This window comes from Microtetraspora glauca, from assembly GCF_040656155.1.
In the GTDB taxonomy this organism is placed as follows: Bacteria; Actinomycetota; Actinomycetes; order Streptosporangiales; family Streptosporangiaceae; genus Microtetraspora; species Microtetraspora glauca.
This window is the reverse complement of the sequence record NZ_JBFALK010000023.1, coordinates 72,534-98,577: the sequence shown is the minus strand read 5'-3', so window position 1 is coordinate 98,577 and position 26,044 is coordinate 72,534. Positions and strand designations below refer to the sequence as shown.

At 71.4% G+C, this 26,044-nt stretch carries 25 protein-coding genes; 17 read left to right on the top strand and 8 right to left on the bottom strand.

Features of this window, described 5'->3' with window-relative positions:
- The first annotated feature begins 21 nt into the window (after positions 1-21).
- Complete coding sequence (locus AB0I59_RS34040) at positions 22-675, top strand: TetR/AcrR family transcriptional regulator (protein WP_358139425.1); 654 nt, start codon at positions 22-24, stop codon at positions 673-675.
- A 283-nt stretch (positions 676-958) separates the two neighbouring features.
- Complete coding sequence (locus AB0I59_RS34035) at positions 959-2,269, top strand: hypothetical protein (RefSeq protein WP_358139422.1); 1,311 nt, start codon at positions 959-961, stop codon at positions 2,267-2,269.
- Between the two features lie 66 nt (positions 2,270-2,335).
- Here AB0I59_RS34035 and AB0I59_RS34030 read toward each other — a convergent pair whose 3' ends face one another.
- On the bottom strand, positions 2,336-2,917 hold the full coding sequence (locus AB0I59_RS34030; RefSeq protein ID WP_061257172.1) for an Rv1733c family protein: 582 nt from the start codon (positions 2,915-2,917) through the stop codon (positions 2,336-2,338).
- Between the two features lie 611 nt (positions 2,918-3,528).
- On the opposite strand from AB0I59_RS34030, the gene AB0I59_RS34025 reads away from it, so the two are divergent.
- The 4 genes from AB0I59_RS34025 (at position 3,529) to AB0I59_RS34010 (ending at position 8,612) form a co-directional block, all read left to right on the top strand.
- Positions 3,529-6,927 (top strand): phosphodiester glycosidase family protein, encoded by a 3,399-nt coding sequence (locus tag AB0I59_RS34025; RefSeq protein WP_358139419.1) that lies wholly within the window; start codon positions 3,529-3,531, stop codon positions 6,925-6,927.
- A gap of 76 nt (positions 6,928-7,003) precedes the next feature.
- Positions 7,004-7,462, top strand: a complete 459-nt coding sequence (locus tag AB0I59_RS34020) for an MFS transporter (protein ID WP_358139542.1) — start codon at positions 7,004-7,006, stop codon at positions 7,460-7,462.
- Complete coding sequence (locus AB0I59_RS34015) at positions 7,417-8,112, top strand: MFS transporter (RefSeq protein ID WP_358139416.1); 696 nt, start codon at positions 7,417-7,419, stop codon at positions 8,110-8,112. The genes AB0I59_RS34020 and AB0I59_RS34015 overlap by 46 nt, the downstream gene beginning before the upstream one ends.
- Before the next feature lie 41 nt (positions 8,113-8,153).
- Positions 8,154-8,612 carry an Hsp20/alpha crystallin family protein gene (locus AB0I59_RS34010; RefSeq protein ID WP_358139413.1) on the top strand — a complete coding sequence of 153 codons (459 nt, stop codon included), beginning with the start codon at positions 8,154-8,156 and terminating at the stop codon, positions 8,610-8,612.
- Positions 8,613-8,892: 280 nt separating this feature from the next.
- On the opposite strand, the gene AB0I59_RS34005 is transcribed toward AB0I59_RS34010, so the two are convergent.
- The 3 genes from AB0I59_RS34005 to AB0I59_RS33995 all read right to left on the bottom strand — a co-directional run bounded on the left by AB0I59_RS34005 (position 8,893) and on the right by AB0I59_RS33995 (position 11,092).
- Positions 8,893-9,594 (bottom strand): CBS domain-containing protein, encoded by a 702-nt coding sequence (locus AB0I59_RS34005; protein WP_061257181.1) that lies wholly within the window; start codon positions 9,592-9,594, stop codon positions 8,893-8,895.
- A 144-nt stretch (positions 9,595-9,738) separates the two neighbouring features.
- Positions 9,739-10,737, bottom strand: a complete 999-nt coding sequence (locus tag AB0I59_RS34000) for a zinc-binding alcohol dehydrogenase family protein (protein ID WP_061257183.1) — start codon at positions 10,735-10,737, stop codon at positions 9,739-9,741.
- A gap of 4 nt (positions 10,738-10,741) precedes the next feature.
- A complete protein-coding gene (locus AB0I59_RS33995; RefSeq protein ID WP_358139409.1) occupies positions 10,742-11,092 on the bottom strand; it encodes a spore germination protein GerW family protein in 351 nt (116 codons plus the stop codon).
- A gap of 127 nt (positions 11,093-11,219) precedes the next feature.
- Between AB0I59_RS33995 and AB0I59_RS33990 the strand changes: the two genes are divergently transcribed.
- Entirely contained in the window at positions 11,220-12,065 is an 846-nt protein-coding gene (locus AB0I59_RS33990) for a universal stress protein (protein ID WP_061257185.1), read from the top strand.
- A gap of 194 nt (positions 12,066-12,259) precedes the next feature.
- Here the strand turns inward: AB0I59_RS33990 and AB0I59_RS33985 are convergent, their stop codons facing one another.
- Both AB0I59_RS33985 and AB0I59_RS33980 read right to left on the bottom strand, forming a co-directional pair.
- Positions 12,260-12,526 carry a DUF1876 domain-containing protein gene (locus tag AB0I59_RS33985; RefSeq protein ID WP_061257285.1) on the bottom strand — a complete coding sequence of 89 codons (267 nt, stop codon included), beginning with the start codon at positions 12,524-12,526 and terminating at the stop codon, positions 12,260-12,262.
- A 110-nt stretch (positions 12,527-12,636) separates the two neighbouring features.
- Positions 12,637-13,305 (bottom strand): helix-turn-helix domain-containing protein, encoded by a 669-nt coding sequence (locus tag AB0I59_RS33980; protein ID WP_061257286.1) that lies wholly within the window; start codon positions 13,303-13,305, stop codon positions 12,637-12,639.
- 229 nt (positions 13,306-13,534) lie between these two features.
- Between AB0I59_RS33980 and AB0I59_RS33975 the strand changes: the two genes are divergently transcribed.
- Positions 13,535-14,194, top strand: a complete 660-nt coding sequence (locus AB0I59_RS33975; protein WP_061257187.1) for a CBS domain-containing protein — start codon at positions 13,535-13,537, stop codon at positions 14,192-14,194.
- Positions 14,195-14,295: 101 nt separating this feature from the next.
- Here the strand turns inward: AB0I59_RS33975 and AB0I59_RS33970 are convergent, their stop codons facing one another.
- Positions 14,296-14,937 carry a response regulator gene (locus AB0I59_RS33970; RefSeq protein WP_061257287.1) on the bottom strand — a complete coding sequence of 214 codons (642 nt, stop codon included), beginning with the start codon at positions 14,935-14,937 and terminating at the stop codon, positions 14,296-14,298.
- 174 nt (positions 14,938-15,111) lie between these two features.
- On the opposite strand from AB0I59_RS33970, the gene AB0I59_RS33965 reads away from it, so the two are divergent.
- The 5 genes from AB0I59_RS33965 to AB0I59_RS33945 all read left to right on the top strand — a co-directional run bounded on the left by AB0I59_RS33965 (position 15,112) and on the right by AB0I59_RS33945 (position 20,579).
- Positions 15,112-15,981 (top strand): universal stress protein, encoded by an 870-nt coding sequence (locus AB0I59_RS33965; RefSeq protein ID WP_061257189.1) that lies wholly within the window; start codon positions 15,112-15,114, stop codon positions 15,979-15,981.
- Entirely contained in the window at positions 15,978-16,454 is a 477-nt protein-coding gene (locus AB0I59_RS33960; RefSeq protein WP_061257191.1) for a CBS domain-containing protein, read from the top strand. Before AB0I59_RS33965 ends, AB0I59_RS33960 begins: the two co-directional genes overlap by 4 nt.
- A gap of 151 nt (positions 16,455-16,605) precedes the next feature.
- Entirely contained in the window at positions 16,606-17,091 is a 486-nt protein-coding gene (locus AB0I59_RS33955) for a flavodoxin domain-containing protein (RefSeq protein WP_061257288.1), read from the top strand.
- 33 nt (positions 17,092-17,124) lie between these two features.
- On the top strand, positions 17,125-18,099 hold the full coding sequence (gene ligD, locus AB0I59_RS33950; RefSeq protein ID WP_061257193.1) for a non-homologous end-joining DNA ligase: 975 nt from the start codon (positions 17,125-17,127) through the stop codon (positions 18,097-18,099).
- A gap of 128 nt (positions 18,100-18,227) precedes the next feature.
- On the top strand, positions 18,228-20,579 hold the full coding sequence (locus tag AB0I59_RS33945) for an ATP-binding protein (RefSeq protein ID WP_358139402.1): 2,352 nt from the start codon (positions 18,228-18,230) through the stop codon (positions 20,577-20,579).
- A 9-nt stretch (positions 20,580-20,588) separates the two neighbouring features.
- Here the strand turns inward: AB0I59_RS33945 and AB0I59_RS33940 are convergent, their stop codons facing one another.
- Positions 20,589-21,200, bottom strand: a complete 612-nt coding sequence (locus AB0I59_RS33940) for an ATP-binding protein (protein WP_358139399.1) — start codon at positions 21,198-21,200, stop codon at positions 20,589-20,591.
- Between the two features lie 229 nt (positions 21,201-21,429).
- Between AB0I59_RS33940 and AB0I59_RS33935 the strand changes: the two genes are divergently transcribed.
- The 4 genes from AB0I59_RS33935 (at position 21,430) to thrS (ending at position 26,018) form a co-directional block, all read left to right on the top strand.
- Positions 21,430-22,320, top strand: a complete 891-nt coding sequence (locus AB0I59_RS33935) for a sulfotransferase family protein (RefSeq protein WP_061257199.1) — start codon at positions 21,430-21,432, stop codon at positions 22,318-22,320.
- The gene (locus tag AB0I59_RS33930) at positions 22,317-22,751 is read left to right on the top strand and encodes a hypothetical protein (protein ID WP_061257201.1); all 435 of its coding nucleotides are present in this window, start codon (positions 22,317-22,319) and stop codon (positions 22,749-22,751) included. The genes AB0I59_RS33935 and AB0I59_RS33930 overlap by 4 nt, the downstream gene beginning before the upstream one ends.
- Entirely contained in the window at positions 22,748-23,902 is a 1,155-nt protein-coding gene (locus AB0I59_RS33925; protein WP_061257202.1) for a glycosyltransferase family 4 protein, read from the top strand. The genes AB0I59_RS33930 and AB0I59_RS33925 overlap by 4 nt, the downstream gene beginning before the upstream one ends.
- A 136-nt stretch (positions 23,903-24,038) precedes the next feature.
- The gene (gene thrS / locus AB0I59_RS33920; protein WP_358139395.1) at positions 24,039-26,018 is read left to right on the top strand and encodes a threonine--tRNA ligase; all 1,980 of its coding nucleotides are present in this window, start codon (positions 24,039-24,041) and stop codon (positions 26,016-26,018) included.
- The last annotated feature ends 26 nt before the right edge of the window (positions 26,019-26,044 follow it).

Below are 26,044 nucleotides of genomic sequence, written 5' to 3'. Positions count from 1 at the left end.
GTCATCGAGATCACGCCGGTCATGGCGGTCGCGGCGGTCAAGGCGGTCTCGCCCGGCGCGGATACTGGAGGCCGGCACCTGGAGGTGGAGATGCCAAGGATCAGCGCGGCGACCGTAGCCGACCATCGGGCCAACCAGCACGCCGCCCTGCTCGACGCGGCGCGCGCGGTCCTGGCGGAGCAGGGCGTGCACGCGCTCACACCCGCGGCCGTGGGAGCGAGGGTCGGGCTGGCCCGTTCGAGTGTCTACCGGTACTTCGCCTCGACCGCGGACATCCTCGCCCAACTCGTCGAGGACGCCTTCCCCCGGTGGCTGGTGCGCCTGCGGGACTCCCTGCGCGACGCGGGCGACGGGGTGACCCTCGACGACAGAATCCGCGCGTACGGCACCGCGGCGCTGGATTTCGTCAGCAGCCCCGACCACGCGCTCATCCCCGCGTCGCAGGCGGTGGGGCTGCCCGGCGAGTGCCAGAAGCGGGTGGACGAGATCCACGAGTCCATGATCGAGCCGCTCAGTGAGGCGCTGGACGAGGCCGGATATGACCACGCGGGCCTGCGGGCCCATCTCGCGTGGGGCATCCTCGGGGCGGGCTCACGCCGCCTGGCGGATGAGGAGGGTGATCCCGGCGAGATCGTCAGGATCACCCTCGACACCCTCTGCCGCGCCCTCAGGTGACCGGTCCGGCTCACCCCGTTCGGCTGACCGGTGCGCCTGACCTCGTTCGGCTGATCGGCCCGACTTGCCGGTCCGGCTCACCCCGTTCGGCTGATCGGCCCGACTGACCGGTCCGGCCGGGGTGGTCGATCGGTGTGGTGGCCGGGGTGCCGGAACGGTCACGAAGTCCCACCAGTCCCGATGGTGAACCTCCGTTTCGCAAACAAGGTGCCGACATTCTGGAATGATCGCGGGATATTCCCTCGTGTGCTTCGAGACTGACGGACAGTGACTGATGCCCCCCATGGATCAAATCGCCGCCTTCACGTCGGACCATCCGGTCGGTACCGCCCTCATCTGCGTCGTCGCCCTGGTCCTCCTGGTTCTCGGATTCTTCGTGCTGCGCGCCACGTATCGGGCGCTGGCCGACCTCTTCCGGCGTTTCGCCGCCCCGCGTCCGGCGGAGGACATTCTCACCATCGTCGCCGCGACCATCGCCACCGGCGTGTCGGCGCAGGGCATGTGGCGCTTCTCGGGTGACGTCCTGGGCTTCGACGGCCCGCTCCGCCTCCTGCTCTTCGCGTTCATCGAAGTCGCCGTGATCACCAGTGCCGTACGGGCCCGCCGGAACATGCGGGAGAACTACTCCGCGGGCATCGACGGCATCGCCGTGTGGGTGTTCACCTGCCTGTCGGCCGTGCTGTCCAGCATGGACGCCCGCAGCCTGGCCGAGGCCCTCTTCCGGCTCGCCGCCCCGCTCGTCGCGGCGTGGCTGTGGGAGCGCGGCATGGCGATCGAACGGCACCGGATCACCGGGCGTGCCCGGATCAACTGGCGGATCACCCCCGAGCGGGTCATGGTCCGGATCGGGCTGGCCGAGGCCAGCGACCGCACCGCGAGTGAGGTGGACGCCCACCGCAGGCTCACCCGCGTCGCGCTGGCCGCCAAGCGGGCCCGCGCGCTGCGCGCGGCCGGTGCGTCCGACCGGAAGATGCGCGCCGCGCTCACCAAGCTCGACCGGGCGATGGACCAGGCGGTGGAGTACACCGGCCTGGCGGTCGACTCGTCCCGGCAGGAGGCGCTGCTGTCCCAGATCGGCGCGCTCTACAACACGTCCGCCCTGATCGACCTGAAGCCACCAGTCCCGTGGGCGCCCGAGGAGGAGGAGAAGCAGGCCGCGCGGGCCCCGCGTCCCCCGCAACTCGTGCACCCCGCCCTGCCCGCCGCCGCGGGCGGCGCCGTACCGGGCATGCCCGCGACCCCGGCAGCCCCGGTCCTCGTCGACGACGACGACGAGGAAGGGGCGGAGACGGCGGAACCGGCGCCTCCCGTCGACACGGCGCAGCGCGCCGCCCTGATGCGCGCCGCCCGGCAGTACTGGGACAGGGAGATCGAGCGCCGCTTCGTCCCCCGGGCCGCCGACATCGCCCACGAGATCGGCATTCCGCTGACCACCGCCCGGGAGTACCGCGCTCTCTGGAAGCTGGAGCCCAAGGCCCACGCTCTCCTGGAGGCCGCCTACAACGAGCACGGGATCATCGACACCGGGACGTTCCCGGCGATCACCACGCCCGAGAGCGTCCTGACGGTGAACGGCTCCGCCGCCCAGCACTGACAACCCGGTGGAAAGGGACGGTCAGATTGGGCCGACCGGCACTGACCGTCCCCGTGGACGGGAGGGTCAGTCGCGCCGTGCCCAGCGCGGCTCGACGTTCGCCCACGCCTCCTCCCAGCGCCGCTGGTTGCGGCGCCGCATGACCCACCGGAGGAGGCCGACGAGCATCGCCAGCACGGCGGCGATCCCGGACAGCGACGCGAGCGCGACGATCGCGGTCGCCATGAGGATCTCCACCGTGCTCGCGGGCTCGAGGGACGGCTGGTCGTCCGCGTTGACCCAGACGCGTACCCGCGTGCCCGGCGTGGCCGTGGTCGCCACGGGCACCTTCGCCTGGTGGATCGCGCCGTCCGGGGTGTGCCAGCGCGCGCCGGCCCGCAGGTCGGTGGCCGCGCCCAGCCGTGCTCCCCGCATGGACGTGGGCTGCTCGTACACCGTCGCGGTCACCTGGTGCTTGCCGGCGTTCTCCCGCTGCGCGGTGACGTACGCGGAGCGGGTCGCGAGATACGTCCCCAGAGGCATGATCACGCAGAACAGGAGGAGCAGCGTGATCAGGATCGCCGACTCCACGCGATCCGCCGGACGGCGCAGCGGATTGCGGTCCAGACCCAGGAATCTGGCGGCTCTCGCCGGTACGTGCGTATTCATCACACACCTCCACACGTGCTCGACGCTAGGGAATCTCCGTCACCCGGCACAGTGCTGATCGACCCGGGTAGGAAAGGACCTTCGTCGGCTTTCGTCCGGGCTCGGACGCGTACGCGGTGGGATGTAGTCGTCACGGTCTGTCACGCTTGGTCCGCAGCCAGCTCGCCAAGGCCCAGGCCGACTCCCTCGCCGCAACGTGTCCACCGCGGAACCGGACGTCGATCCCGACGCCCGCCGGATCAGCGCACCGGTCCTCGACAGATCATCGCCCTGACCGAGGCGGTACGCGCCCTGGACCAAGCCGCCGTCACCCCCGAGGACGTCGCCGTACGCCGCGACCCTGGAAGAGGTCTTCCCGCACCTCACCGGCGGCCGGACCAGGCCCCACAACATCCGCGACGGCACGGAGGTGGCCGCATGGCGATCGCCGTTCCCCGATCCCGCGTTCCCTGACAGCCGGGCCCCGTTCGGCGCGCCGCGACCCGCGCTCCAGACGGGGCTCTGGGTGCCGCCGGAGGTGATGAAGTTTTCTTTTAAGACACCTCGAGGTCTTGAAAATTGTAACCAGGACACGATTGGGTTCACTCGTGTCACAACGTCACCACCCCCGCATGTTGGCCGTGGCCCTTCTCGCTCCGCTGCTCGCGTTCAGCGTGGCCGGGCCGGCCCAGGCAGATCCACAACCGCCGCAGCCCCTCGTCGAGGACGCGCCCCCCGCGTCGTCCTACCAGCCGTTATCCACGCTGCTCGTCACCCCGGGGGCGCAGAGGCTGGAGACGGCGAAGCAGACCCGGCCCGTCGCGCCGGGCGTCACGCTCACCTCGTTCGACCGCTACGACGCGGCCGGCTGGTTACGCGCCGACGCGATCACCGCCGACCTCACCGGCGGCGCCAGCGCCGGCTACGTCTTCTCCGGAGAGGTGTCGAAGACCGAGCCGCTGTCCGGGCCGGTGAAGCGCAGCCGCGCCGTCGCCGCCGTCAACGGCGACTTCTTCGACATCAACAACTCGGGGGCGGCCCAGGGCGTCGGCGTCCGCGACGGAGAGCTCGTCCAGTCCTCGACCTCCGGCCACGGCAACGCGGTCGCGCTCACGCCCGACGGCGTCGGGCGCGTCCTGCAGATGCGCTTCGACGGCACCGCCACCCCGGCGGGCGGCGACCCGATCACCCTGACCCAGTTCAACCAGCTCATCCAGGCCAATGGCGTCGGCGTGTTCACCCCGTTGTGGGGTTCCTACGATCGCGGCCGCGCGGTCGCGGGCGCCGCCGCGGTCACCGAGGTCGTGCTCCGCGACGGCGCCGTCGCCGAGGTACGCTCCGCCGCCGGTAGCGGTCCGATCCCGGCGGGTACGACGATCCTCCTCGGCCGCGAAGCCGGATCGGCGGCCCTGGCCCGGCTGAAGCCCGGCGACCGCGTCGAGGTGGCGTACCAGCCGAAGGCGTCCGACGGCGGCGCCGTCAAGACCGCGATCGGCGGCGGTGACATCGTCGTCAAGGATGGCGTCGCGCAGGTCTTCTCCGACAACGCCGCCCACCCGCGCACCGCCGTCGGTTTCTCCACCGACGGCCGCAAGATGTACATGCTGACCGTCGACGGCCGCCAGACCGACAGCCGGGGCATCACCCTCACCGAGCTCGGGGCCATGATGGCCGAGCTGGGCGCGCACAACGCGATCAACCTCGACGGCGGCGGCTCCTCCACGATGCTCGCCCGCGAGCCCGGCTCCGCCGACGCCCGGGTGGAGAACAGCCCCTCCGACGGCGAGGAGCGGCACGTCCCCAATGGCCTGGCCCTCTACGCCCCCGCGGGCAGCGGCAAGCTCAAGGGCTTCTGGGTGGAGACGGCCGCGGATCCGGTGAAGGCGCCGGGCACCGGCCCGACCACGGGCGGGCGCACCGACCGCGTCTTCCCCGGGCTCACCCGCAGACTCACCGCCGACGGCTACGACGAGACGTACGGCCCGGTGGAGGGCGCGCCCTCGTGGCGGGCCACGCCGGCCGTGCACGGGCAGGTCGGCCGCGACGGTGTCTTCCACGCCCTCGTGCCCGGCCAGACGACCGTCACCGCCTCGCGCGGCGGCGCCAAGGGCGAGATCGAGCTCACCGTCCTGCAGCCCCTCGTACGGCTCGGCGCCACGGCCGACCGGGTCGGCCTCGCCGGCGCGGACGACTCGGGCGTCTTCGGCGTGGTGGGCTACGACCGCAACGGCAACTCCGCCCCCATCGAGCCCGGCGACGTGCGCCTCGACTATGACACGACCCTGTTCGACGTCGCCCCCGCCGAGCACGGCCTGTTCGCGGTGACGTCGAAGAAGGCGACCGGCTCGGGCACGATCACCGTCTCCGTCGGCAAGGTGACCACCGCGGTGCCGGTGACGGTCGGCTTCCAGGACGTCTCGGTCGCCGACTTCGAGAACGCCGCGTCCTGGACGTTCGCCGCGGCGCGTGCCACCGGATCGTTGTCGCCGACGCCGGGGCAGAGCGGCGGCGGGCTGCGGCTCGCGTACGACTTCACCCAGTCGACGGCCACGCGGGCGGCCTACGCCAGCCCGCCCCAGCAGATCACGGTGGAGGGGCAGCCGCAGGCGTTCGGGATGTGGATCCGCTCGTCCGGGAACGGGGAGTGGCCGAGCTTGGAGTTCTACGACGCCCAGGGACAGTCGCAGATCCTGCGCGGCCCCTACCTCACCTGGACCGGCTGGAAGTACGTCGAGTTCGCCGTCCCGCCCGGGGTGAACTACCCGCTGAAGCTCCGGCGCTTCTACGTCGCGGAGACCAGGGCCGACCAGCTGTACAACGGTGAGATCGCCATTGACGGGCTGGTCGCCAAGGTGCCGCCGCCGGTCAGCGCCCCGCCCGCCGCCAAGGTGGCCGACCCGGTCGTCCGTACCGGCGCCGCGGTGGCCGACATGCCGTGGCGGTTCGCGGTCATGTCCGACGGGCAGTTCGTGGCGCGCGACCCCGGCAGCGACATCGTCGCCAACGTCCGCCGCACCCTGCGGGAGATCAAGGCGGCCAAGCCCGACTTCCTGATCATCGACGGCGACCTCGTCGACGAGGCGTCCCCCGAGGACTTCGCGCTGGCCAAGCGCATCCTGGACGAGGAACTCGGCGGCGAGCTGCCGTTCCACTACGTGCCCGGCAACCATGAGGTGATGGGCGGAAAGATCGACAACTTCAAGGCGGTCTTCGGCGACACCTACGGCACGTTCGACCACAAGGGCACCCGCTTCATCACCCTCGACACCTCGCGGCTGAACCTGCTCGGCGGAGGGTTCGAGCAGGTGGCCATGCTCAGGAAGCAGCTCGACGCGGCCGCGAAGGACCCCGCGATCGGTTCGGTGGCCGTGCTGTTCCACGTGCCCCCGCGCGACCCCACGCCCGGCAAGGGCAGCCAGCTCGGTGACCGCAAGGAGGCCGCGTTGGTCGAGGGCTGGCTGGCCGACTTCCAGCGCACCACCGGCAAGGGAGCGGCCTACATCGGCGGTCACGTCGGGACGTTCCACGCCTCGCACGTCGACGCCGTGCCGTACTTCATCAACGGCAACTCCGGGAAGAACCCGGCCACGGCGGCCGACGACGGAGGGTTCACCGGCTGGTCGCTGTGGGGTGTCGACCCGGTGACGGCGAAGGAGGCCGAGCACGTCCGGCGCAACTGGTTCGTGGACGCGCCGACCTGGATCGGCACGCAGGTCCGACCGCACGTGGACGAGCTGACCCTCACCGCGCCCGCTTCCGTGCAGGTCGGCGAGTCCGGCCGGGTGTCGGCGACCCTGACGCAGGACGGCCGTACGGTGCCCGTCGCCTACCCCGCCTCGGCCGACTGGTCCGGCTCCCCGAACCTGCACGTCGGCGATCGCGCTGGCGCCAAGCCGTGGCACGTCGCGGTGCTGGACCCGGAGACCGGGACCATCACGGCGCTGCGCCCGGGGCAGGTCGTGGTCGCCGTCACCGTCAACGGCGTCACCCGCCAGGCCACGGTCGCGCTGGCCGCCCGCGCGGCCGCCTGACCCGCCGGGCCCTCTCGCGGTACGGCGCCGCCGCGCCGCGAGAGGGCCCGGCGCCTACGCGGTCGACCGCCGCCCGCTGGCCGTCCCGGCCTACCGGCGACTGTGGGTCGCGTCGGCGGTCTGCGCGGTGGGCGGTTCGTTCAGTGTGGTCGCCGTGCCGACGCAGCTGTACACGGTGACCGGCTCCTCGGCCGTCGTGGGCGCGGCGGCGGTGTCGTTCGCCGCGCTGGTCGTGGCGGCGTTGTGGATCGGCGCGCTCGCCGACGTCATGGACCGGCGAAGAGTGTTACTGGCGGCCAACTGCGGGCTCGCGTTCACGTACGCGGCCTTGTGGGCCCAAGCCCTGCTCGGCGGGCGCTCCGTCCCGGTCGTGATGGTACTGGCCGCCTGCCAGGGCCTGTCCTTCGCGGCGATCATGACCACGATGGGCGCCGTGGTGCCCCGCCTCGTCCCTGTCGAGCTGCTACCGGCGGCGAACAGCCTCTGGCGGTGCTCGCGGTGGACCTCGCGGCGATGGTCTTCGGCATGCCGATAGCCCTGTTTCCGGAACTCGCCCAGCACACCTACGGCGGACCCGCCGGAGGGGGCCTGGAGTTGGGACTGCTCTACGCCGCCTATCCGGCCGGGGTCGTCACAGCCGGGCTGTTGTCGGGCACGTTCACTCGCGCCCGACGCCACGGTGCGCTCATGGTGGGGGCGGCCGCCGCCTGGGGCATCACCGTCGTGTTCCTCGGACTGGCCGCACAGCTGTGGGTCTCACTGGCGGCGCTCGTCCTCGGCGGCGCGGTCAACTTCGTGCTGAGCACCTTCCGCAACGCCATCACACAGGCACACACTCACGACGCCATGCGCGGCCGGGTCCAGGGGGCGCTCACCGTCGTCCTCTTCGGAGGCCCGCACATCGCGAACCTGCTGCACGGGGCCGCCACATCACTCCTCGATCCCCGCGTGGTGATCTGCGCCGGTGGGCTGCTCACGACAGTGACCGTGGCGGCGATCACATGGGCGGCGCCGGAGCTGCGGACCTACACCGCTCGGTCCACGACCTCCGACCCGCCGAGACCCGCTGTCCCGGCACGGCCGCGCGAACGACCCCTGAAGAGGCCCGCATCGTCAGCTGCTGTCGCCATTGGTCCCCACAGGTCAGGGACCTGCGACCCTGACGCGGGGTGGCCCGCCTGGTGATGTCATGGAGGGAGTAGGCGCGCACGCGAAGGGAGTCAGAGATGGGTGCCATCGCACGCAGGGAGAGCGGCTGGCCCTTCCCGGACCTGCTGGAGTTGCTGGAGTCGCCGATGATGGGACTGCGCTCGTCGGCCGAGCTCATCCGCATCGAGGACTACGTGGACCGGGACCGGGACCGGTACGTCGTACGGGCCGAACTGCCCGGCATCGACCCGGACAAGGACGTCGACATCACCCTCACCAACGGGGTGCTGGAGATCCGCGCGGAGAAGACCCAGGAGACGCGGGAGCGGCACCGCTCCGAGTTCCATTACGGGGCGCTCTACCGGTCCCTCACGCTCCCACCCGGCGTCAGGGAGGACGACGTCCAGGCCATGTACAAGGACGGTGTACTCGAAGTGAGCGTGGGCCTGGAGACGGAGCGGAAGGCCGAGGGACGGAAGATCCCGATCCAGCGCCAGGCGGAGGAGGAGCGGTCTGAGACTGAGACCGGGCAGTGACCCGGCGCGGGGCTCCGGCGCGGTGACCGGCCGGGGGAGACCCGGCGCGGTGCGCTGCGCAGTGCGCCAGGCCGAGGAACCCGGGCATCGGCGAAGGATCCCGGGTATCGAACGGCTAAGGGCGGGAGGATCTCCCGCCCTTCCGCGTCGGCGGCCACCGTTCTCCCGCCGCTCGGCGCGCTGTCAGGCGCCGCCCCGATCGACTCCGCCGAACCGTGTCGTGCCCGTCAAATCCCGGGTTCGCCCAGGTTCCGCCCAGGGGCCAGGTGGACAGCCCGTGTCACTTGCGGCCCCACCGCGAGGTGTCGTCCTCTTCCCACTCCAGCTTGTCGACGATGTCGACCACGCCGTGGACCCGCAGTGCCATCGCGACCACGATCGCGGCGTCGCTGCGCCGGGTCATCCACCCGGTCAGCGTCACGACTCCCTGCCACACGTCGACGTCGATCTGCGAGTTCTCCGCCCACAGCGAGTGCTCGACGACGTCCTCGCGTACCTCCGTGGCGAGGTCGGCGTCGGAGCGCACGAACACCCTGAGCATGTCCTGACGGCTGACGACGCCGACCAGGACGCCGTCCGCGTCCACCACCGGCAGCCTCTTCACCCCGTGCTGGTCCATCAGCCTGATCGCGGAGACCACGGAGGCTCCCGGTGGGATCGTCACCGCGGGAGACGTCATCAGTTCGGCGGCGGTGTCACCGTGTGCGGTGTCCCTGACACTGTGGTTCTTCTCCGTCAGGCGGTGCCGCAGCCGGGAGCGCAGGGGAGGCTGGTACCCCTCGCGGTAGTACTGCTCCTTGAACTGCTCCTTGCGCAGCAGGTCGGCCTCGGAGATGACCCCGATCACGTGTCCCTCGCCGTCGACGACGGGTACGGCGCTGACGCTGTGGGCGATGAGCACTTCAGCGACGTCTTTGAAGGGAGTGTTTCCGTTGACCGACGCCACATGCGTGGTCATGACGTCCTTCACTTTGACGCGCATCACGTGCCTCCAAACACGGTCAGAGAATGCCTGCCCTCATCCAAGTGGCGCCGGACGGTGCCGGGCAGAGGCCTTAGGTCCCGAAACGGAGGGCCGTTCGGACATAGGGAGCGGCTCAAGGCACGGCGCTGCCACCTGTTCCGCCTAGAACAGAAGCACGGCCGCTCCCTCGACACGGTCGGCGGCGAGATCGGCCAGGGCCTGGTCGGCCGCGTCGAACGGATAGGGCGTGGTCGCGACCCTGGGACGGTGGAGCGCGGCGAGATCGAGGAAGGCGCGCCCGTCCGCGCGGGTGTTGGCCGTGACGCTGCGCAGGGTGCGCTCCTGGAACAGGTGCCGTTCGTAGTTCAGTACCGGGATGTCGGTCAGGTGGATCCCGGCGACGGCGAGCGTCCCGCCGCGGTCGAGAGCCGCGAGGGCGACAGGGACGAGTTCGCCCACGGGCGCGAACAGGATGGCCGCGTCCAGAGGCTCGGGCGGTGTGTCCCAGGCGCCGCCGGCCGAGCGCGCGCCCAGCGCCATGGCCAGCTCCCGAGCCTGCTCCGATCGCGTCATCACGTGTACGGCGGCACCCTGGGCGACGGCGATCTGCGCCGTCAGGTGGGCGGACGCGCCGAAGCCGTAGATCCCGAGGCGGCCCCCGGGCGGCAGGTCGGCGCGGAGCAGGGCGCGATAGCCGATGATCCCGGCGCACAGCAGCGGCGCGAACGTCTCGGCCGACCCCTCGTCCGGCAGGAGGTACGCGAAGTCCGCCGGGACGGTGACGTGCTCGGCGTAGCCGCCGTCGGCGTCCCACCCGGTGTAGGTGGACGCCGGGCACAGGTTCTCCGCCCCGCCCAGGCAGTAGCGGCAGTGCCCGCAGGTCGAGCGCAGCCAGGCCACGCCCACCCTGGCGCCGGCGGGCGGGCCGGCCGTACCGGGACCGAGCGCCGCCACCCTGCCCACCACCTCGTGGCCGGGCACCGTCCTCGGCCGCCGCGGCGCGAGATCGCCTTCGGCCAGGTGGAGGTCCGTACGGCAGACCGCGCAGGCCTCGACGCGTACGAGCAGCTCGCCCGTACCGGGCACGGGAATCGGGAGCCGGGCCCGTTCGAGGGGGTGGGTGGAGATCGGACCGGGACGGGCGACCACCCAGGCGTCCATCCCGTCAGCGCTTCCTGGCCCGGAGACGCGCGATGGTGCGTAGGGTCAGCAGCGCGACCACGACGATGACCTGCCCGCCCACGATCAGCTTGTTGACGTCGACCACCGGCTGCCAGCGCACGTCGCCGTCCTTGATGACGAACACGCCCGCCGGGGTCGCGCCGAGGCCGAACCCGCCGCCGACGCCCTCGCCGGGGTTGTCGCCCTCCTGCCTGCCGCTGCCTCCGCCTCCGCCGCCGGCGACCCGGGCGACCGGGATGACCGTGACCCCGTCTCGGACGATCGGCTCGCCGAACACCCGATTGACGGTCGGCTTGTCCTGGGCTTGTTCGAGCATCTCGATGATGTCCATCATGATCCCCTTTCGCGGCGAATGTCGCCCTATCCATTCCCGCGTACGGCGGAGGTGAAGACCCGGAGCCGTACCCGCCGTATTCGCCGGGTAGACAGGGATAGGTGAGGTTCGCGATGAAGGAGAGAAAATGATCATTGTCGGAGTGGACGGGTCGGCCGCCGGGCTGGAGGCCGCCTCGTGGGCGGCCCGGGAGGCCGCACTGCGCGGCACCTCGCTGCGGGTCGTCCACGCGATGCCGAAATGGGCGTCCGAGATGCCCGGCCACGGTCCGTACACGGACGTCGCGAGATGGATGCGGGAAGGGGCCGAATCCGTCCTTGAGGAGGCCCTGACCCGGATCGGCGAGCAGGAGGGGGACGTGGCCGTCGACTCCGCACTGCTGCCCGGTGACGCCCGGATCGCGTTGATCAAGGCGGCGGAGGAGGCGGAGCTGCTCGTGGTCGGCAACCACGGGCTCGGCGGCTTCCGCGGCCTGCTCGTGGGCTCCGTGGCGCTCGGCGTGGCCGGCCGGGCCTCCTGCGAGGTCGTCGTGGTGCGCACGCTTCCGGTGAACGTCCGCCGCAGGATCGTCGTCGGTGTCGACGGATCGCCCGCGAACGCGGCCGCCGTCGACTTCGCCTTCTCCGAGGCGGCCCTCCACGACACGGAGCTGCACGCCGTACACGCCTGGAGGGGGCTCGTCGCCGGCGGCGGGTTCGAGGCGGCCGCGTCGGTCCAGGAGGAGGACGGGCTGCGCGGCATGCTCACGGAGTCGCTGGCCGAGGCGGCGCGGCGGCACCCGGACGTGAAAGTCACCGAGCACGTCGTCAACGGGCATCCGGTCGAGGTTCTGAAGGAGGCGTCGGCCGGGGCGGGACTGCTCGTGGTCGGGGCCCGGGGGCGGAGCGGGCTGGCCGGGCTGGTGCTCGGATCGGTCAGCAACGCGCTCCTGCAGCACGCCGACTGCCCGGTGGCCGTGGTCCCGCCGCGCTGACCGGCACGGGCCGACCGGCACGCGGTGACCGGCACAGGCTGACCGGCACGCGGTGACCGGCACGGGCTGATGCGCACCGGCCGGGCACGGTAGCCCCTCCGGGGGACCCCGCGCCTCTCAGGGACCCGGTGGCGCGGGGTCCCGTCCCGACCGGATCAGCAAGGTGATCGGCAAGATGGCCGGCGGGATGAGGATCAGCGGGCCCGTGACGCGGCGGCGAACTGCGCCACGTCCTCGGCGCCGTCCTCGATCAGTTTGGCGGCCAGGTCGGACAGGGCGCGCCCCGCCGCGAGCTCGTCCCCGATCTGGGGGACCGGCCGATCATGAGGGTTGCGCCGGGCGTGGGCGACGCTCTCGTGCCGAGTGCCGTCACCCGCGTGGAGCACGGCCCTCGCCGTGGTCACCTGATCTTCGTCGTCCTCGCTGATGAAGATCTCGACGTTCCATTCCTTGGCTTCCATCGCGAACACCTCCCACTCCAGCGTCCCCTCCGTCCGGATCGGACGGAAGGGACTTTTGGCCTGGTATGTCGCTATAAATCCGCGTTAATCCGTTTTCTTGGGACCAGGGGTCAGAAGCCGCGGATACGGCGCCCGGTGATGTTGTGCGGAACGATGCTGATGTACGTCTCGCGTTCACCGCCGGCCCAGGGCTCGACCTCGGTGCTCGCCGCCTCCGCCACCTCGCTCGCCGAAACGTGGTGGGCGGGCCCCTGTACGAGCACGCTCCACCCTTCCCGGTTGACGTCGTCGATGTGGTCGACCTCGAAGCCGATCGTGAGCTCGACGCCCACCATGCCGGTGCGCACGGCCTTCTCCATCGGGCCGCCGTACTGAGTGCGGAAGACGATGGCCCCGTTGTGGACCTTGAAGTTCACCGGGAAGACCGTCGGCCCGGACGGCCCGCTGAAGGCGACCCTGCCGACGCCGCCGGGAGCGATGAGCCGCATGCACTCCTCGGGATCGAGCGCGTGCAGGACCGGGTGCGCGGCGGCGGATCCCTGGCCGGGCGGCTGGTCCATCCCGGCGCCGAGCAGGTCGTCCGGTGTGGTCTCCAGCGCCGCCGCCAGCCGCAGCAGCGCCTCCTCGGTGATCGAGGCGGCGGACTCCTCGACGTACTCCACGAATCCGGGGGCCATTCCCGCTCGCTCTGCCAGATCCTCGCGGCTGAGCCCCAGACGCTTGCGGTGATAGGCGATGCGGCGGCCCAGATCACCGGGCGAGACTGTACGGCGGGACATCGGCTCCCCTTCCTTCATACCGGGTGTGTCAGAACACCCTCATGAGCGACGGTACGCCGTTCCGGTCGCGGTCGTCGCGATACCCCACCCAAGACCGCTTATACCGCCACAGTCAGGGCATCAGGGACCTAAGCCCCTGCGGGCGGAGGACATAAGACGCTGCCGGGCGGCTCCGCCCCGGCGGACGCTGGTCGGGGAAGCGAGTGAGGCGGCAGCGAGGGAGGAAGCCATGTCCGTCACCGTCAGAGACGTCATGGGCCGGGTGGCGATCGCGGTCCAGGAGGACGCGGGATTCGCCGACATCGCCGCCGCGATGGAGCGGTACGGGGTGGGCGCGGTGGCCGTCGTCGACGCAGAACGCCGGCCCGTCGGAGTGGTCTCGGAGGACGACCTGCTGCTCCGGGAGACCGACGAGCCCGGAGGGATCGGCGGGATCCTCGACGTCGGCCGCCGCCGCGAGCACCGGAGGGCGCTCGGCGTCACCGCCGCCGAGATCATGAGCACGCCGCCCGTGACGGTGACCCCCGGGACGCCCGTACGGGTCGCCGCGCGCCTGATGCACGAGAAGCGGATCAAGCAACTGCCGGTGATCGACCCGGTCAGCGGGCGCATCGCCGGGACCGTGCACCAGTCCGACCTGCTCCGCATCTTCAACCGTCCCGTCGAGGACGTACGCGCGGACATCATGGACGTGATCAGGCGGCAGGCCGATCCGGAGTGCCTGGAGATCGTCATCGAGTCCGGCATGGTGACGCTCAGGGGACGGGTGCGGCGGCGCTCCCAGGTCTGCCATCTCGTCGAGGGCGTACGCGCGGTCGAGGGCGTGATCGACGTCACGACCGAGATCACGTTCGCCAGGAACGACCTGGCCGTCCCGCCGCTGCTCTGACGCCGCTGCTCTGACCGTGCCCGGCCGCCGTACCGGCCACGCCCCCGGCGTCGCTCCCGCTGTCGCCCCCCCGCTGTCATTCCGGCCGCACGCCGGGCGGCTCACTCGCCGCGATCGACCTTCAGGCGCGCGGCGAGGGCCGCCGCCTGTGTGCGCCGCTGCATGTTGAGCTTGCTCAGCAGGTTGGACACGTAGTTCTTGACGGTCTTCTCGGCGAGGTAGAGACGCTCACCGATCTGCCGGTTGGTCAGTCCCTCGCCGATCAGCTCCAGGATGTGCCGCTCCTGCTCCGACAGCGCCGCGAGCGGATCCCTTTTGCCGGCCTGATCGCGCAGGCGCTGGAGCATGGTCGCCGTCGTCTGCGGGTCGAGCAGCGACTGGCCCGACGCCACCGTCCGGACGGCCCCCACGAGATCGGACCCGTGGATCTGCTTGAGCACGTACCCCGCGGCCCCCGCCATCACGGCGTCGAACAGCGCCTCGTCGTCGGCGAAGGACGTCAACATCAGGCAGGCCAGCTCGGGCATCCGCGAACGCACCTCCCGGCAGACGTCCACGCCGTTGCCGTCGGGCAGCCGTACGTCGAGGACCGCGACGTCCGGTTTGAGCGCCGGGATGCGCGCGATCGCGGACTCGGCCGTCCCGGCCTCGCCGACGACCTCGATGTCGTCCTCGGCCTCGAGCAAAGCCGCCACGCCGCGCCGTACGACCTCGTGGTCGTCCAGGAGGAATACACGAATCATGTCATGCACGCTAGCGTCCGTTTCGCCTGGATGGGTAGAGAGCGGGGACGCGGGCGGACCGACCGGCCACGATGCGGGGCGGAGGTCCCGAATCCATGGGACGTTGGGCCACTGCCCGGTCGTTCGGCCGGATGATGGAATGAGATCAGCAGGCCCCCGAGAAGGAGACGCGCCATGACCGGACCCATCGTTGTCGGCGTCGACGGTTCCCCGCAATCGACCGCGGCGGTGGACTGGGCGGCGGACGACGCCGCCCGCAGGGGCGTCCCGTTGAAGATCGTGCACGTTCGCGAGCCGTGGGCGAACGAGTATCCCTTCCACCGGGTCGAGGGGTTCGACCAGTCGCTGTCCGACTTCTGCGAGGGCGTCATCAGCGGCGCCGTGCAGCGGGCCAAGGAACGCGTCCCCGGCCTCGCGGTCACCGCGGAACTGGCCACGGGCACGGTCGTGGAAAAGCTGAAGGCCGAGTCCCGGCAGGCCCGCGCGCTGGTCGTCGGCAGCAGGGGCATGGGCGGGTTCGCCGGCCTGGTGCTCGGATCGATCAGCATGGGCATCGCCGGTCGCGCCGCCTGCCCGGTCGTGATCGTACGGGGGCCGCGGAAGGACGAGCGGCGGGAGATCGTCGTCGGGTTCGACGGGTCGGAGCACTCCGAGGCCGCCATGCGGTACGCCTTCGAAGAGGCGCAACTGCGGGGCGCCGGGGTGCGCGTGGTCTACGCGTGGCAGATGCCGGCGTTCACGCCGTTCGCGGTCGGCTACACCCGTGTGCTCGACGAGGTCTTCGAGCAGAGCGCGGAGATGGCGCGACGCCAGCTCGCGCCCTGGCGGGAGAAGTACCCGGACGTGCCGGTGACCCAGTCGGCCGTCTGCGGGCATCCCATCGCCGTCCTGTCGGACTTCTCCCGCGAGGCCGACCTGCTCGTGGTCGGGTCGCGCGGGCTCGGCGGGTTCGGCTCGGCCGTGCTGGGATCGGTCGGCCACGGGGTCCTGCACCGGGCTCATTGCGCCGTCGCCGTCGTGGGCCGGGGAGAGGAGGAGCGATGAGCGTGGAAACCCTGACCGCGGAGCAGATCATGACCCGCGTGCTGGTCACGGTCACCGTGGAGGAGTCCCCACTGATGGCGTGGGAGCTGATGCGCCGCGCCGGCGTCCACCACCTGCCCGTGGTCGACGACGACTGCCACGTTCTCGGCATCCTCACCAGTGAGGACGTCGCCGCCACCTGGTGCGGTGGCGGCCCGGACGAGCACTCGCGCCGCCAGGTGGGCAGCTTGCTCGGCCGGCGCCGGTTGCCCAAGGTCGGCCCGGGACACCCGCTGTCGCGGATCACGGGCGTGATGCTCGACGTCGGATGCGACGCCGTACCCGTCGTCTCGGCGGAGGGCACGCTGCTGGGGCTGGTCACCGTCAGCGACGTCCTGAGCGCCGTGGCCGGCCGGACCGTGCGGGAGGAGAAGGGCCGGGGCGAGGTGCGGACCGGGCTGTTCCATCTCAATCCCGTGCTGCCGCCTGACTGACCGCGGCGCCGCCCGTGCCACGCGTGTGCCTCGCGTGTGCCTCTGACCGCGCCGCCGGCCGTACGGGGGACCATCGGCTGATCCACGACCGACCTTCGACCCTGAAACGCCCCGCGTGGTCGGGCGGAGACTGGCGCCGGAGGTGATCTTCATGGCACGGGTTCTGGTCGCGTACGGCTCCAAGAGGGGGTCCACGGCCGAGATCGCCGAGTGGATCGGTCAGACGTTGCGCGAGGAGGGCCATCAGGTCGACGTCCTCGCGGCGGGCGCCGCGAGGGACGCGCGGGGCTACGACGCGGTGATCCTGGGCGGCGGGCTGTACGCGAGACGATGGCACAGGGACGTCCAGCGGTTCGCCCGCCGCCACGCGACCACCCTGCGGGCCGTGTCGGTCTGGCTGTTCAGCAGCGGGCCGCTGGACCATTCCGCGGTGGAGCGGGACATCCCCCCGACGCCGAACGTCGCCCGCTGGTCGGCCAGGCTGGAGGCCCTCGGCCACGCCACGTTCGGAGGGCGGCTCGCCGAGGACGCCGCGGGTTTCCCCGCGTCGTCGATGGCCAGGACCATGGCGGGTGACTTCCGCGACCGGGCCCACATCGAGGCCTGGGCGAAGGCGGTGGCCGCCGAGCTGGGGTGACGAAGCGGCCGCCCGCCGGGTAGGAGCACCCACATGGGGCACCTGCCGGCGTACGCGCCGATGACGGCCCAGCTCGGGCAGTTGCCGCCGGAGGCGCAGGACGAGCTGTACGGCTACGAGATGAAGTGGGACGGCGTGCGCGCGCTCGGCTACGTCGAGGACGGGCGGCTGCGCCTGGTCTCGCGCAATGGGCTGGACGTCACCGTCGCCTATCCCGAGATCGGCCCGCTCGCGCACGCGGTCGGGGACGCGGTCGTGCTCGACGGGGAGATCGTGGCGTTCGGTGCGCGCGGCCTGCCCAGCTTCGGGGCGCTCCAGCCGCGCATGCACCAGCGCGACCCGGCCAGGATCAGGCTGCTGGCCCGGGCCGTCCCCGTCACATACCTGATCTTCGACATCCTCCATCTCGGGGACGCCACCACGATCCGCCTGCCGTACGCCGAGCGGCGCGACCTGCTGGAGCGCACCGTCGTGGCGGGGGAGCGCTGGGATGTGCCGCCCCACTCAGCCGGAGGAGGCGCGACGGTGTTCGAGACCAGCCGCGAGCTGCTCCTGGAGGGCGTAGTCGCCAAGCGGCTCTCCTCGCCGTACCGGCCGGGACGGCGCAGCAGAGACTGGCTGAAGATCAAGCACTTCCGCACCCAGGATGTCGTCATCGGCGGCTGGAAACCGGGCGAGGGGAGGCGCGCCGAGGGCATCGGCTCGCTGCTGCTCGGCGTGCACGACGAAGCCGGTCGGCTGGTCTTCGCCGGGCACGTCGGCACCGGCTTCACCGAGGCGATGCTCGCCGGCCTGGCCGAACGGCTGGCGCCGCTCGCCCGCGCGAAGAGCCCGTTCGACGACGAGGTGCCGCGCGAGCACGCCCGGCACGCGCGCTGGGTGGAGCCCGTCCTGGTCGGCGAGGTGCGGTACGCCGAGTGGACCGGGGACGGCCGGCTGCGCCACCCGAGCTGGCGGGGTCTGCGCCCGGACCGGCGGGCCGACGACGTCGTCAGGGAACCCGGCTGACCGGCCGCGCGGAGGCGATCCCCTCGGCACCTGCACGCGCGCGAAGTTACGGCGGAGACATAACCTAGATTCTGTCGAGTCCGGTTCCGCGCGCGGCGATCCGCGAGCCGAGGCGTTTGATGGCGGCGATGACAACCCAGACCTCGAAGCGATCACACAACAGGCTGCCCACCGAGGTGACCAGTTTCGTCGGCCGGCGGCACGAGGTGGCCGAGGCCAAGCGGCTGCTGTCCCAGTCGCGCGTCGTGACGTTCACCGGGCCGGGCGGGGTCGGCAAGACACGGCTCGCGCTGCGGATCGCCGCCGACGTGCGCCGGGCCTTCCCCGACGGCGTGTGGCTGGTCGAGCTGGCCGCGCTGGACGACCCCGCCATGCTGTGCCAGACGGTGGCCGAGGCGCTGGAGATCCGCAACCAGTCGGCGCGGCCGTGCACAGAGGTGCTCGTCGACCACCTCGCGGACAAGCGGGCGCTGCTGGTTCTGGACAACTGCGAGCACCTCCTGCACGACTGCGCCGTCCTGGTGGAGACGCTCGCGCGCGCGACGACGGACCTGCGGATCCTCGCCACGAGCCGGCAGCCCCTGGGCGCCGCCGGCGAGCAGACGCTGGCCGTGCCGGCGATGACGCTTCCCGACATGGACGGCGTGCCCCTGCCGCTGGAGACGATGACGCACTACGACGCGGTGCGCCTCTTCACCGAGCGGGCCTCCGCCGTACTGCCCGGCTTCGCGGTCACCGAGGCCAACCACGAGACGGTGGAGCGGATCTGCCGCAGGCTCGACGGGATACCGCTCGCGATCGAGCTGGCCGCGGTGCGGCTGCGGGCGCTGTCCCTGGACCAGTTACTCGACCGGCTGGACGACCGGTTCCGGTTGCTCACCGCCGGATCGCGGGCGGTGCTGCCCCGGCACAGGACGCTGCGCGCGCTGATCGACTGGAGCTACGGCCTCTGCACGGAGCAGGAGCGCCTCCTTTGGGCCCGCGTCTCGGTCTTCGCCGGCAGCCTCGACCTGGAGGCGGCCGAGGAGGTCTGCTCCGGCGACGGGATCGCCAGGGAGGATGTGGTCGACCTGGTGATCGGGCTGGTCGACAAGTCCATCCTGATCCCGGACGAGCAGGGCCAGGCGATGCGGTACCGGCTCCTCGACACGATCCGGCACTACGGCAGGGAGAGGCTGGAGGAGTCCGGCCAGGACGCCGTGATGCGTCGGCGGCACCGGGACTACTACCAAGGCCTGGCGGCGGAGGCCGACCGCCTGTTGTTCGGCCCGGACCAGGTGGCGTGGTTCACCCGGCTCAAGCGCGAGCACGCCAACCTGCGGACCTCGCTCGAGTACTGCTTCGCGCAGGGGGAGACCCTCGCGGGACTGGAAATGGCGACCGACCTCCTCTACCACTGGATCACCAGCTACTACCTGCACGAGGGCCGCGGCTGGCTGGACAGGGGCCTGGCGGCGGAGAGCGAGCAGGGCGAGGCGCGGGCCAGGGCCCTGTGGGCGGACTCCTGGCTGGCCATCATCCAGGGGGAGATCGCCCCGGCCGAGGCGATGTTGGCGGAGAGCCGCGCCCTCGGGGAGCGGCTGGGCCTTGCGCGGGTCCTCGCGTGGGTCGCGCTGTTCTCCGGCGTGGTCGCGCTGTACCAGGGAGAGGTCGACAAGGGGATCGAGCTCTACAAGGAGGCCGTACGCCGTTACCGAGGCATCGACGACCCCATGGGCGAGGCGTTCACCTATCTCCGGCTCTGCCTGGCGTACTCCCTGATCGGCGAATCGGCCGCCGCCGTCGAGGCGGGGGAGCGGTGCGTCGAGGTCTGCGACGCCGACGGGGAGGGGTGGCATCGGTCGTACGCCCTGATGGCGCTGGGGATCGAAGCCTGGCGCCAGGACGACGTCGTCCGCGCGGCCGAGCTGGAGAAGGAGAGCCTCCGGTTCAACCGGTCCCTGGACGACCTGCTCGGCGTCGGGTTGAACCTGGAGGTGCTTTCCTGGATCGCCGCCGTCCAGCGACAGTACGAACGGGCCGGCCGGTTGCGGGGTGCCCTGCAGATCATCTGGGAGTCGCTGGGGAGCGTCCTGTCGAGCTACGCGTACCTGATGCGCTATCGCGACGAATGCGAGGTCCGGATCCGCAAGGGGCTCGGAGAGCCCTCCTTCCGCGCCGCGCTCAAACGGGGCGCCAGGATGCCCTGCGACGAGGTGGTCGCCTACGCCCTGGAGGAGTCGGCCCCCGAGGAGGAACGCGCGGAACGGCCGGCCGAGGCGTCACCGCTGACTCCCAGGGAGACGGAGATCGCCCAGCTCGTCGCCCAGGGCATGAGCAACAAGGAGATCGCCGCCACGCTCGTGATCGCGCAGCGCACCGCCGAGGGGCACATCGAGCACATCCTGAGCAAGCTCGGGTTCAGCTCGCGCGCCCAGATCGCCGTCTGGGCCCGCGAGTGGCACCGCGCCGCGGAGGAGCGGGACGCCGCCGGATCCTGAGCGACCCGGTCACTCCCGTCCCTTGCCGCAGGAGTGATGGAGGGCTCTCGTGGCCGGGAACTCCACCCAGACGGCCTTGCCGGTGGCGGTGCGGACACGGCCCCAGCAGCAGGAGAGCCGCTCGATCAGGTGCGACTCCCGTCCCAGCTCCCGCTCCGGCTCCCGTCCGTGGCCGTCCTCGGCGTCCGTACCGGCGGTGCCGGGGTGGCGAGTCGTCGGTGGGAGCACCGTGTCCCCGTCCTCGACCTCGCAGCGGAGCGTGCCGTCCACGAGATAGAGGCTGAGGCGGATCGGTCCGCCCGCGTGCCGCAGCGCGTCGGTGACCAGCTCGCACACCACCTGCTCCGCGACGGCTTCCTGACCGCGCAGCTTCCAGTCGGCGAGCTGGGCGCGGGTCAGCCGTCGCGCCTGGCGCACGCAGGACGGGTGCCGCGTGAGGATCCAGGTGACGTCGTCCTGGTCGCTCTCCTGGATGGGGGGAGGGGTGCCACTCCTCTGGAAGTGGCCGTAGGCGCTCGTCAGCCAGATTCGCGCCCGCCGCCCCCAGGATGGCGCGAGATCGTGATCAAGGTTGTGGTCGAGACCGTCCGCGGGCGTGGACGGTGACGCCTGCTCGCCCATGTTTCCTCTACCCCCCGGGTCCTCACAGCCGCGTGGATCTCCCGGCGGCTCCCCTTGCCAGCGTCTCCCCCCGGGGGCCACAGAGGGACGGGGATAAATCCCCATATAAGTACCTATATCGCACTAATGGGCAGAGTGTCCCAGGTGGGGGAAGAACCACAGGAGACGCCGAGACGAGACGTCCGCACCCTTAGGAGGCTTTCAGGAAGCGCTGTTAGCTTGCGCTTGCATGAGCTGGAAACGCAAGGTCAACGCCGCTGTCGCCGGCATCACCGGATACCACCTCACCCCCGTGGGGAAATCGTCGGACCCGTCGAAGGAGCGGTCCGAGGGGAAGGGGACGACGGCGAAGGAGCAGGGGGCGGCAGCAGCCGCGCCGTACCACCCGGCGGGAGAGGACGACCGTCTGGTACGGGCGCCGGTCTTCGTGATCTCCCCGGTGAGATCGGGATCCACGCTGCTGCGGTCGATGCTCAACAGTCATTCCATGGTCCACGCGCCCCATGAGCTGCACGTCCGCCGGCTCACCGTGGGCTACGGGAACTCCCTCGTCGGCATGGCCATGGAGGCGCTCGGGCACAGCCGAGGCGACCTCGAACACCTGCTGTGGGACCGGGTGCTCCACCGCGAGCTGGTTCGGAGCGGCAAACGGATCATCGTCGAGAAGACCCCCGCCAACGCGTTCGCCGCCGAGCGGATCGCCGCGTGCTGGCCGGACGTCAGATTCGTCTTCCTGCTGCGCCACCCCCTGTCCATCGCCCGCTCCTGGCACGAGGCCGGAGGCGGCAAGCGGGACATGGACGAGGCGGCGCGGGACGCCCTGCGGTACATGAAGGCGGTCCAGCGGGCGCGGCGCGCCTTTCCCGGTCTCACCGTCCGCTACGAGGACCTGACCGCCGAGCCGGTGGCGACCACCCGCCTCATCTGCGACTTCCTGGAGATCCCATGGGAGGAGGGCATGCTCACCTGGCGGGGCGAGGCGGCGTACCAGAAGGGGCTGGGCGACTGGAAGGACAAGATCAAATCGGGCGCGGTGCAGAGCGGCCGCCCGCTGCCCGCCGCCGACGAGGTGCCCGCCGTCCTGCAGGAGCAGTGCCGTACGTGGGGATACCTCACGTGACCCCGCACGCCGAGGTGGAGCAGGTCTGGCCCAGGGACGGCCGGGTCAGGATCGTCGGCCGCGTCCACGGGATCGACCCGGAGCCGGGCGCCTGCCGCCTGATCCTGGTCCTCAGGGAGCACAAGGAGCAGGAGGTCCACGCCGAGGCGGAGCTCGACGGCCACGGGTTCGACGTGAGCGTCCCGATCGGCGACCTGGTGCCCGCCTACGGCCCGCTCACCGGCGTCTGGGACGCCTACCTGGCCGTGTGGCGGGCAGGCGGGGAGCGCCGGCTGCGCGTCGGCCGGCGGCTCGACGACATCCCCGACAAGAACAAGGTCATGGTCTTCCCCGCGCAGGCCGTGCCGGTCGACGACCGCCGCGTGCTCGTACGACCGCGCTACACGGTCAGGAACAACCTCTCCGTCGACTACGAATGGAGCGAGGGATGAGGATCCGGTACATGCTGCTGCACGCCTACGGCATGGGCGGCACCATCCGCACGGTCATCAACCAGGCCAACGCCATGGCCGCGCGCGGGCACGACGTGGAGCTGGCCAGCGTGGTCCGGCGCAGGGACGAGCCGCAGTTCCCCGTCGACCCCCGGGTGCGCCTGGTGCCCCTCACCGACCAGCGCGAGAAGCCCTCCGGCTACCGCGCCAGGCTCGCCGGCCGCCGGGGCAGGACGGTGCCGCAGGGGGAGTACAAGTCCGACTGGTTCACCAGGGGCGTCGAGCGCGGCGTCGCCGACTACCTGGCCGGGGTCTGGGACGGCGTCCTGGTCACCACCCGTCCCGGGCTCAACCTGCTCGCCGCGCGGTACGCGCCCGACAGCGCGATCCGGGTCGCCCAGGAGCACATGAACATGGCCAGCCACCGGCCCGACGTGCGCGCCGAGATCATCCGCACGTACCGGACGTTCGACGCCGTCGTCGTCCTCACCCACGGGGACCGGGCCGAGTACGAACGCGCCGTCCCTGGCGCCCGGGTGCTGCGCATCCCCAACGCCGTCCACGAGCACGACGCGGTACGGCCCGGCCCGCGCGGGAAGGTCGTGGTCGCCGCCGGGCGGCTGACCGAACAGAAGGGCTTCGACCTGCTCATTCCCGCCTTCGCCCGGGTGGCGGCCGAGCACCCGGACTGGCAGCTGAGGATCTTCGGGACCGGCCCGGAGGAGCCGGCGCTGCGGGCGCTCATCGAGGAACTGCACCTGTACAATCACGTGTTCCTCATGGGGCGCACGGAACGGCTCGACGACGAGCTGGCCAAGGCGTCGGCGTTCGTGCTCAGCTCCCGGTTCGAGGGGCTGCCCATGGTCATGATCGAGGCCATGTCGCACGGCACGCCGATCGTGAGCTTCGACTGCCCGACCGGGCCCGCCGACGTGCTGACCGACGGCGTGGACGGCCTGCTCGTGCCACCGGGCGACGTCGGCGCCCTCGCGGAGGCGCTCGACCGGGTCATCGCCGATCGCGGGCTGCGCGAGGGACTCGGCGCCGCCGCGCTCGCCGGAGCCGCTCCCTACACGGGCGAGGCGGTCACGCCCCAGTGGGAGGCGTTGTTCGGGGAGCTCGCCCGGCGGCGCCGTGGCACGTCGGAATGAGCCGGAGCCGAGCGCGCGAAAACGGGCCGACGGCACCGGTAGCATCGGAAGGTAAAAGGTGCCGCGAGCGCGTCGCACTCGAGCGCGGGATTCGCGGGCCGACTCTTCAGCCGTTCGGATCGAGCAAGGAGCTACCGTGTCTGCCGCCCTCGAAATACGCATCACCCTCGCCGGAGCCGAGCGCGTGGTGGCGGCGGGCACGACGGCCGGGGAGGCGCTCGACGCCGACGGCAGGTCGGTCGTCGCCGCCAGGATCAACGGCGAGCTGCGGGACCTGGCCGCCGAGGTCGCCGAGGGCGACGTCGTCGAGCCGGTCGCCGTCGACAGCGCCGACGGCCGCGCCATCCTGCGCCACTCCACCGCCCACGTCATGGCCCAGGCCGTCCAGGAGATCTTCCCGGAGGCCAGGCTCGGCATCGGCCCGCCCGTGGAGAACGGCTTCTACTACGACTTCGACGTCAAGGAGCCCTTCACCCCCGAGGACCTCAAGCGCGTCGAGAAGCGCATGCGCGAGATCGTCAAGCAGGGCCAGACCTTCCGGCGGCGTCCCGTCAGCGACGAGGACGCCCGCGAGGAGCTCGCCGCCGAGCCGTACAAGCTGGAGCTGATCGGGCTCAAGGGCGGCGCGGCCGACGCCGCCGACGGCGCGAACGTCGAGGTCGGCGGCGGCCAGCTCACCATCTACGACAACCTCGACCCCAGGTCGGGCGAGCTGTGCTGGAAGGACCTGTGCCGCGGCCCGCACCTGCCGACCACCCGGGGCATCCCGGCGTTCAAGCTGATGCGCGCCGGCGGCGCCTACTGGCGCGGCAGTGAGAAGAACCCGCAGCTCCAGCGCATCTACGGCACCGCCTGGGAATCGCGCGAGAAGCAGGACGAGTACCTCCACATGCTGGAGGAGGCCGAGAAGCGCGACCACCGCAAGCTGGGCGCCGAGCTCGACCTGTTCAGCTTCCCGCCGGAGCTGGGCAGCGGCCTGCCGGTCTTCCATCCCAAAGGCGGGATCATCCGCAAGGAGATGGAAGACTACATGCGCAGACGGCAGGCGGAGGCAGGGTACGAGTTCGTCAACACCCCGCACATCACCAAGTCGTCGCTCTTCGAGACCTCGGGGCACCTTCCCTGGTACGCCGACGACATGTTCCCGCCCTTCGAGCTGGACGGCACCGAGTACCGCGTCAAGCCGATGAACTGCCCGATGCACAACCTGATCTTCCGGTCGCGGGGGCGTTCCTACCGTGAGCTGCCGCTGCGGCTGTGCGAGTTCGGCTCGGTCTACCGGTACGAGAAGTCGGGTGTGGTGCACGGGCTGACCCGGGTGCGCGGCATGACGCAGGACGACTCGCACATCTACACCACCAGGGAGCAGATGGCCGACGAGATCAAGTCGCTCCTGAGGTTCGTGCTCAGCGTGCTGCGTGATTTCGGGCTCTCGGACTTCTACCTGGAGCTGTCCACCCGTGACGACTCCGAGAAGTTCATCGGCGATCCCGCCGAATGGGAGGAGGCCACCCAGGCGCTGCACCAGGTCGCCACCGAGTCGGGGCTGGAGCTGGTGGACGACCCGGGTGGCGCGGCCTTCTACGGGCCGAAGATCTCCGTCCAGGCCAAGGACGCGATCGGCCGCACCTGGCAGCTGTCCACCATCCAGCTCGACTTGAACCAGCCCAAGCGGTTCGGGCTGGAGTACCAGGCGGCGGACGGCAGCAGGCAGACCCCGGTCATGATCCATCGGGCGCTGTTCGGCTCGATCGAGCGCTTCCTGGGCGTGCTGACCGAGCACTACGCGGGCGCCTTCCCTCCCTGGCTCGCGCCGGTCCAGGTCGTCGGCATCCCGATCGCCGACGCCCACGCCCCCTACCTGCAGGACGTCGCCAAGCGGCTGCGGGAGCGGGGGGTCCGGGTCGAGGTCGACACCGCCGACGACCGGATGCAGAAGAAGATCCGCAACGCGCAGAAGGCCAAGGTGCCGTTCATGCTGCTCGCGGGGGACGAGGACATCGCGGGCGGGGCCGTCTCCTTCCGCTACCGCAACGGAGAGCAGAAGAACGGCGTCCCGGTGGACGTCGCCATCGCCGAGATCGTCGACGCGATCGAGCGCAGGATCCAGGTCTGAGCCCGCTCGTCCGGGTCCGGCACGGT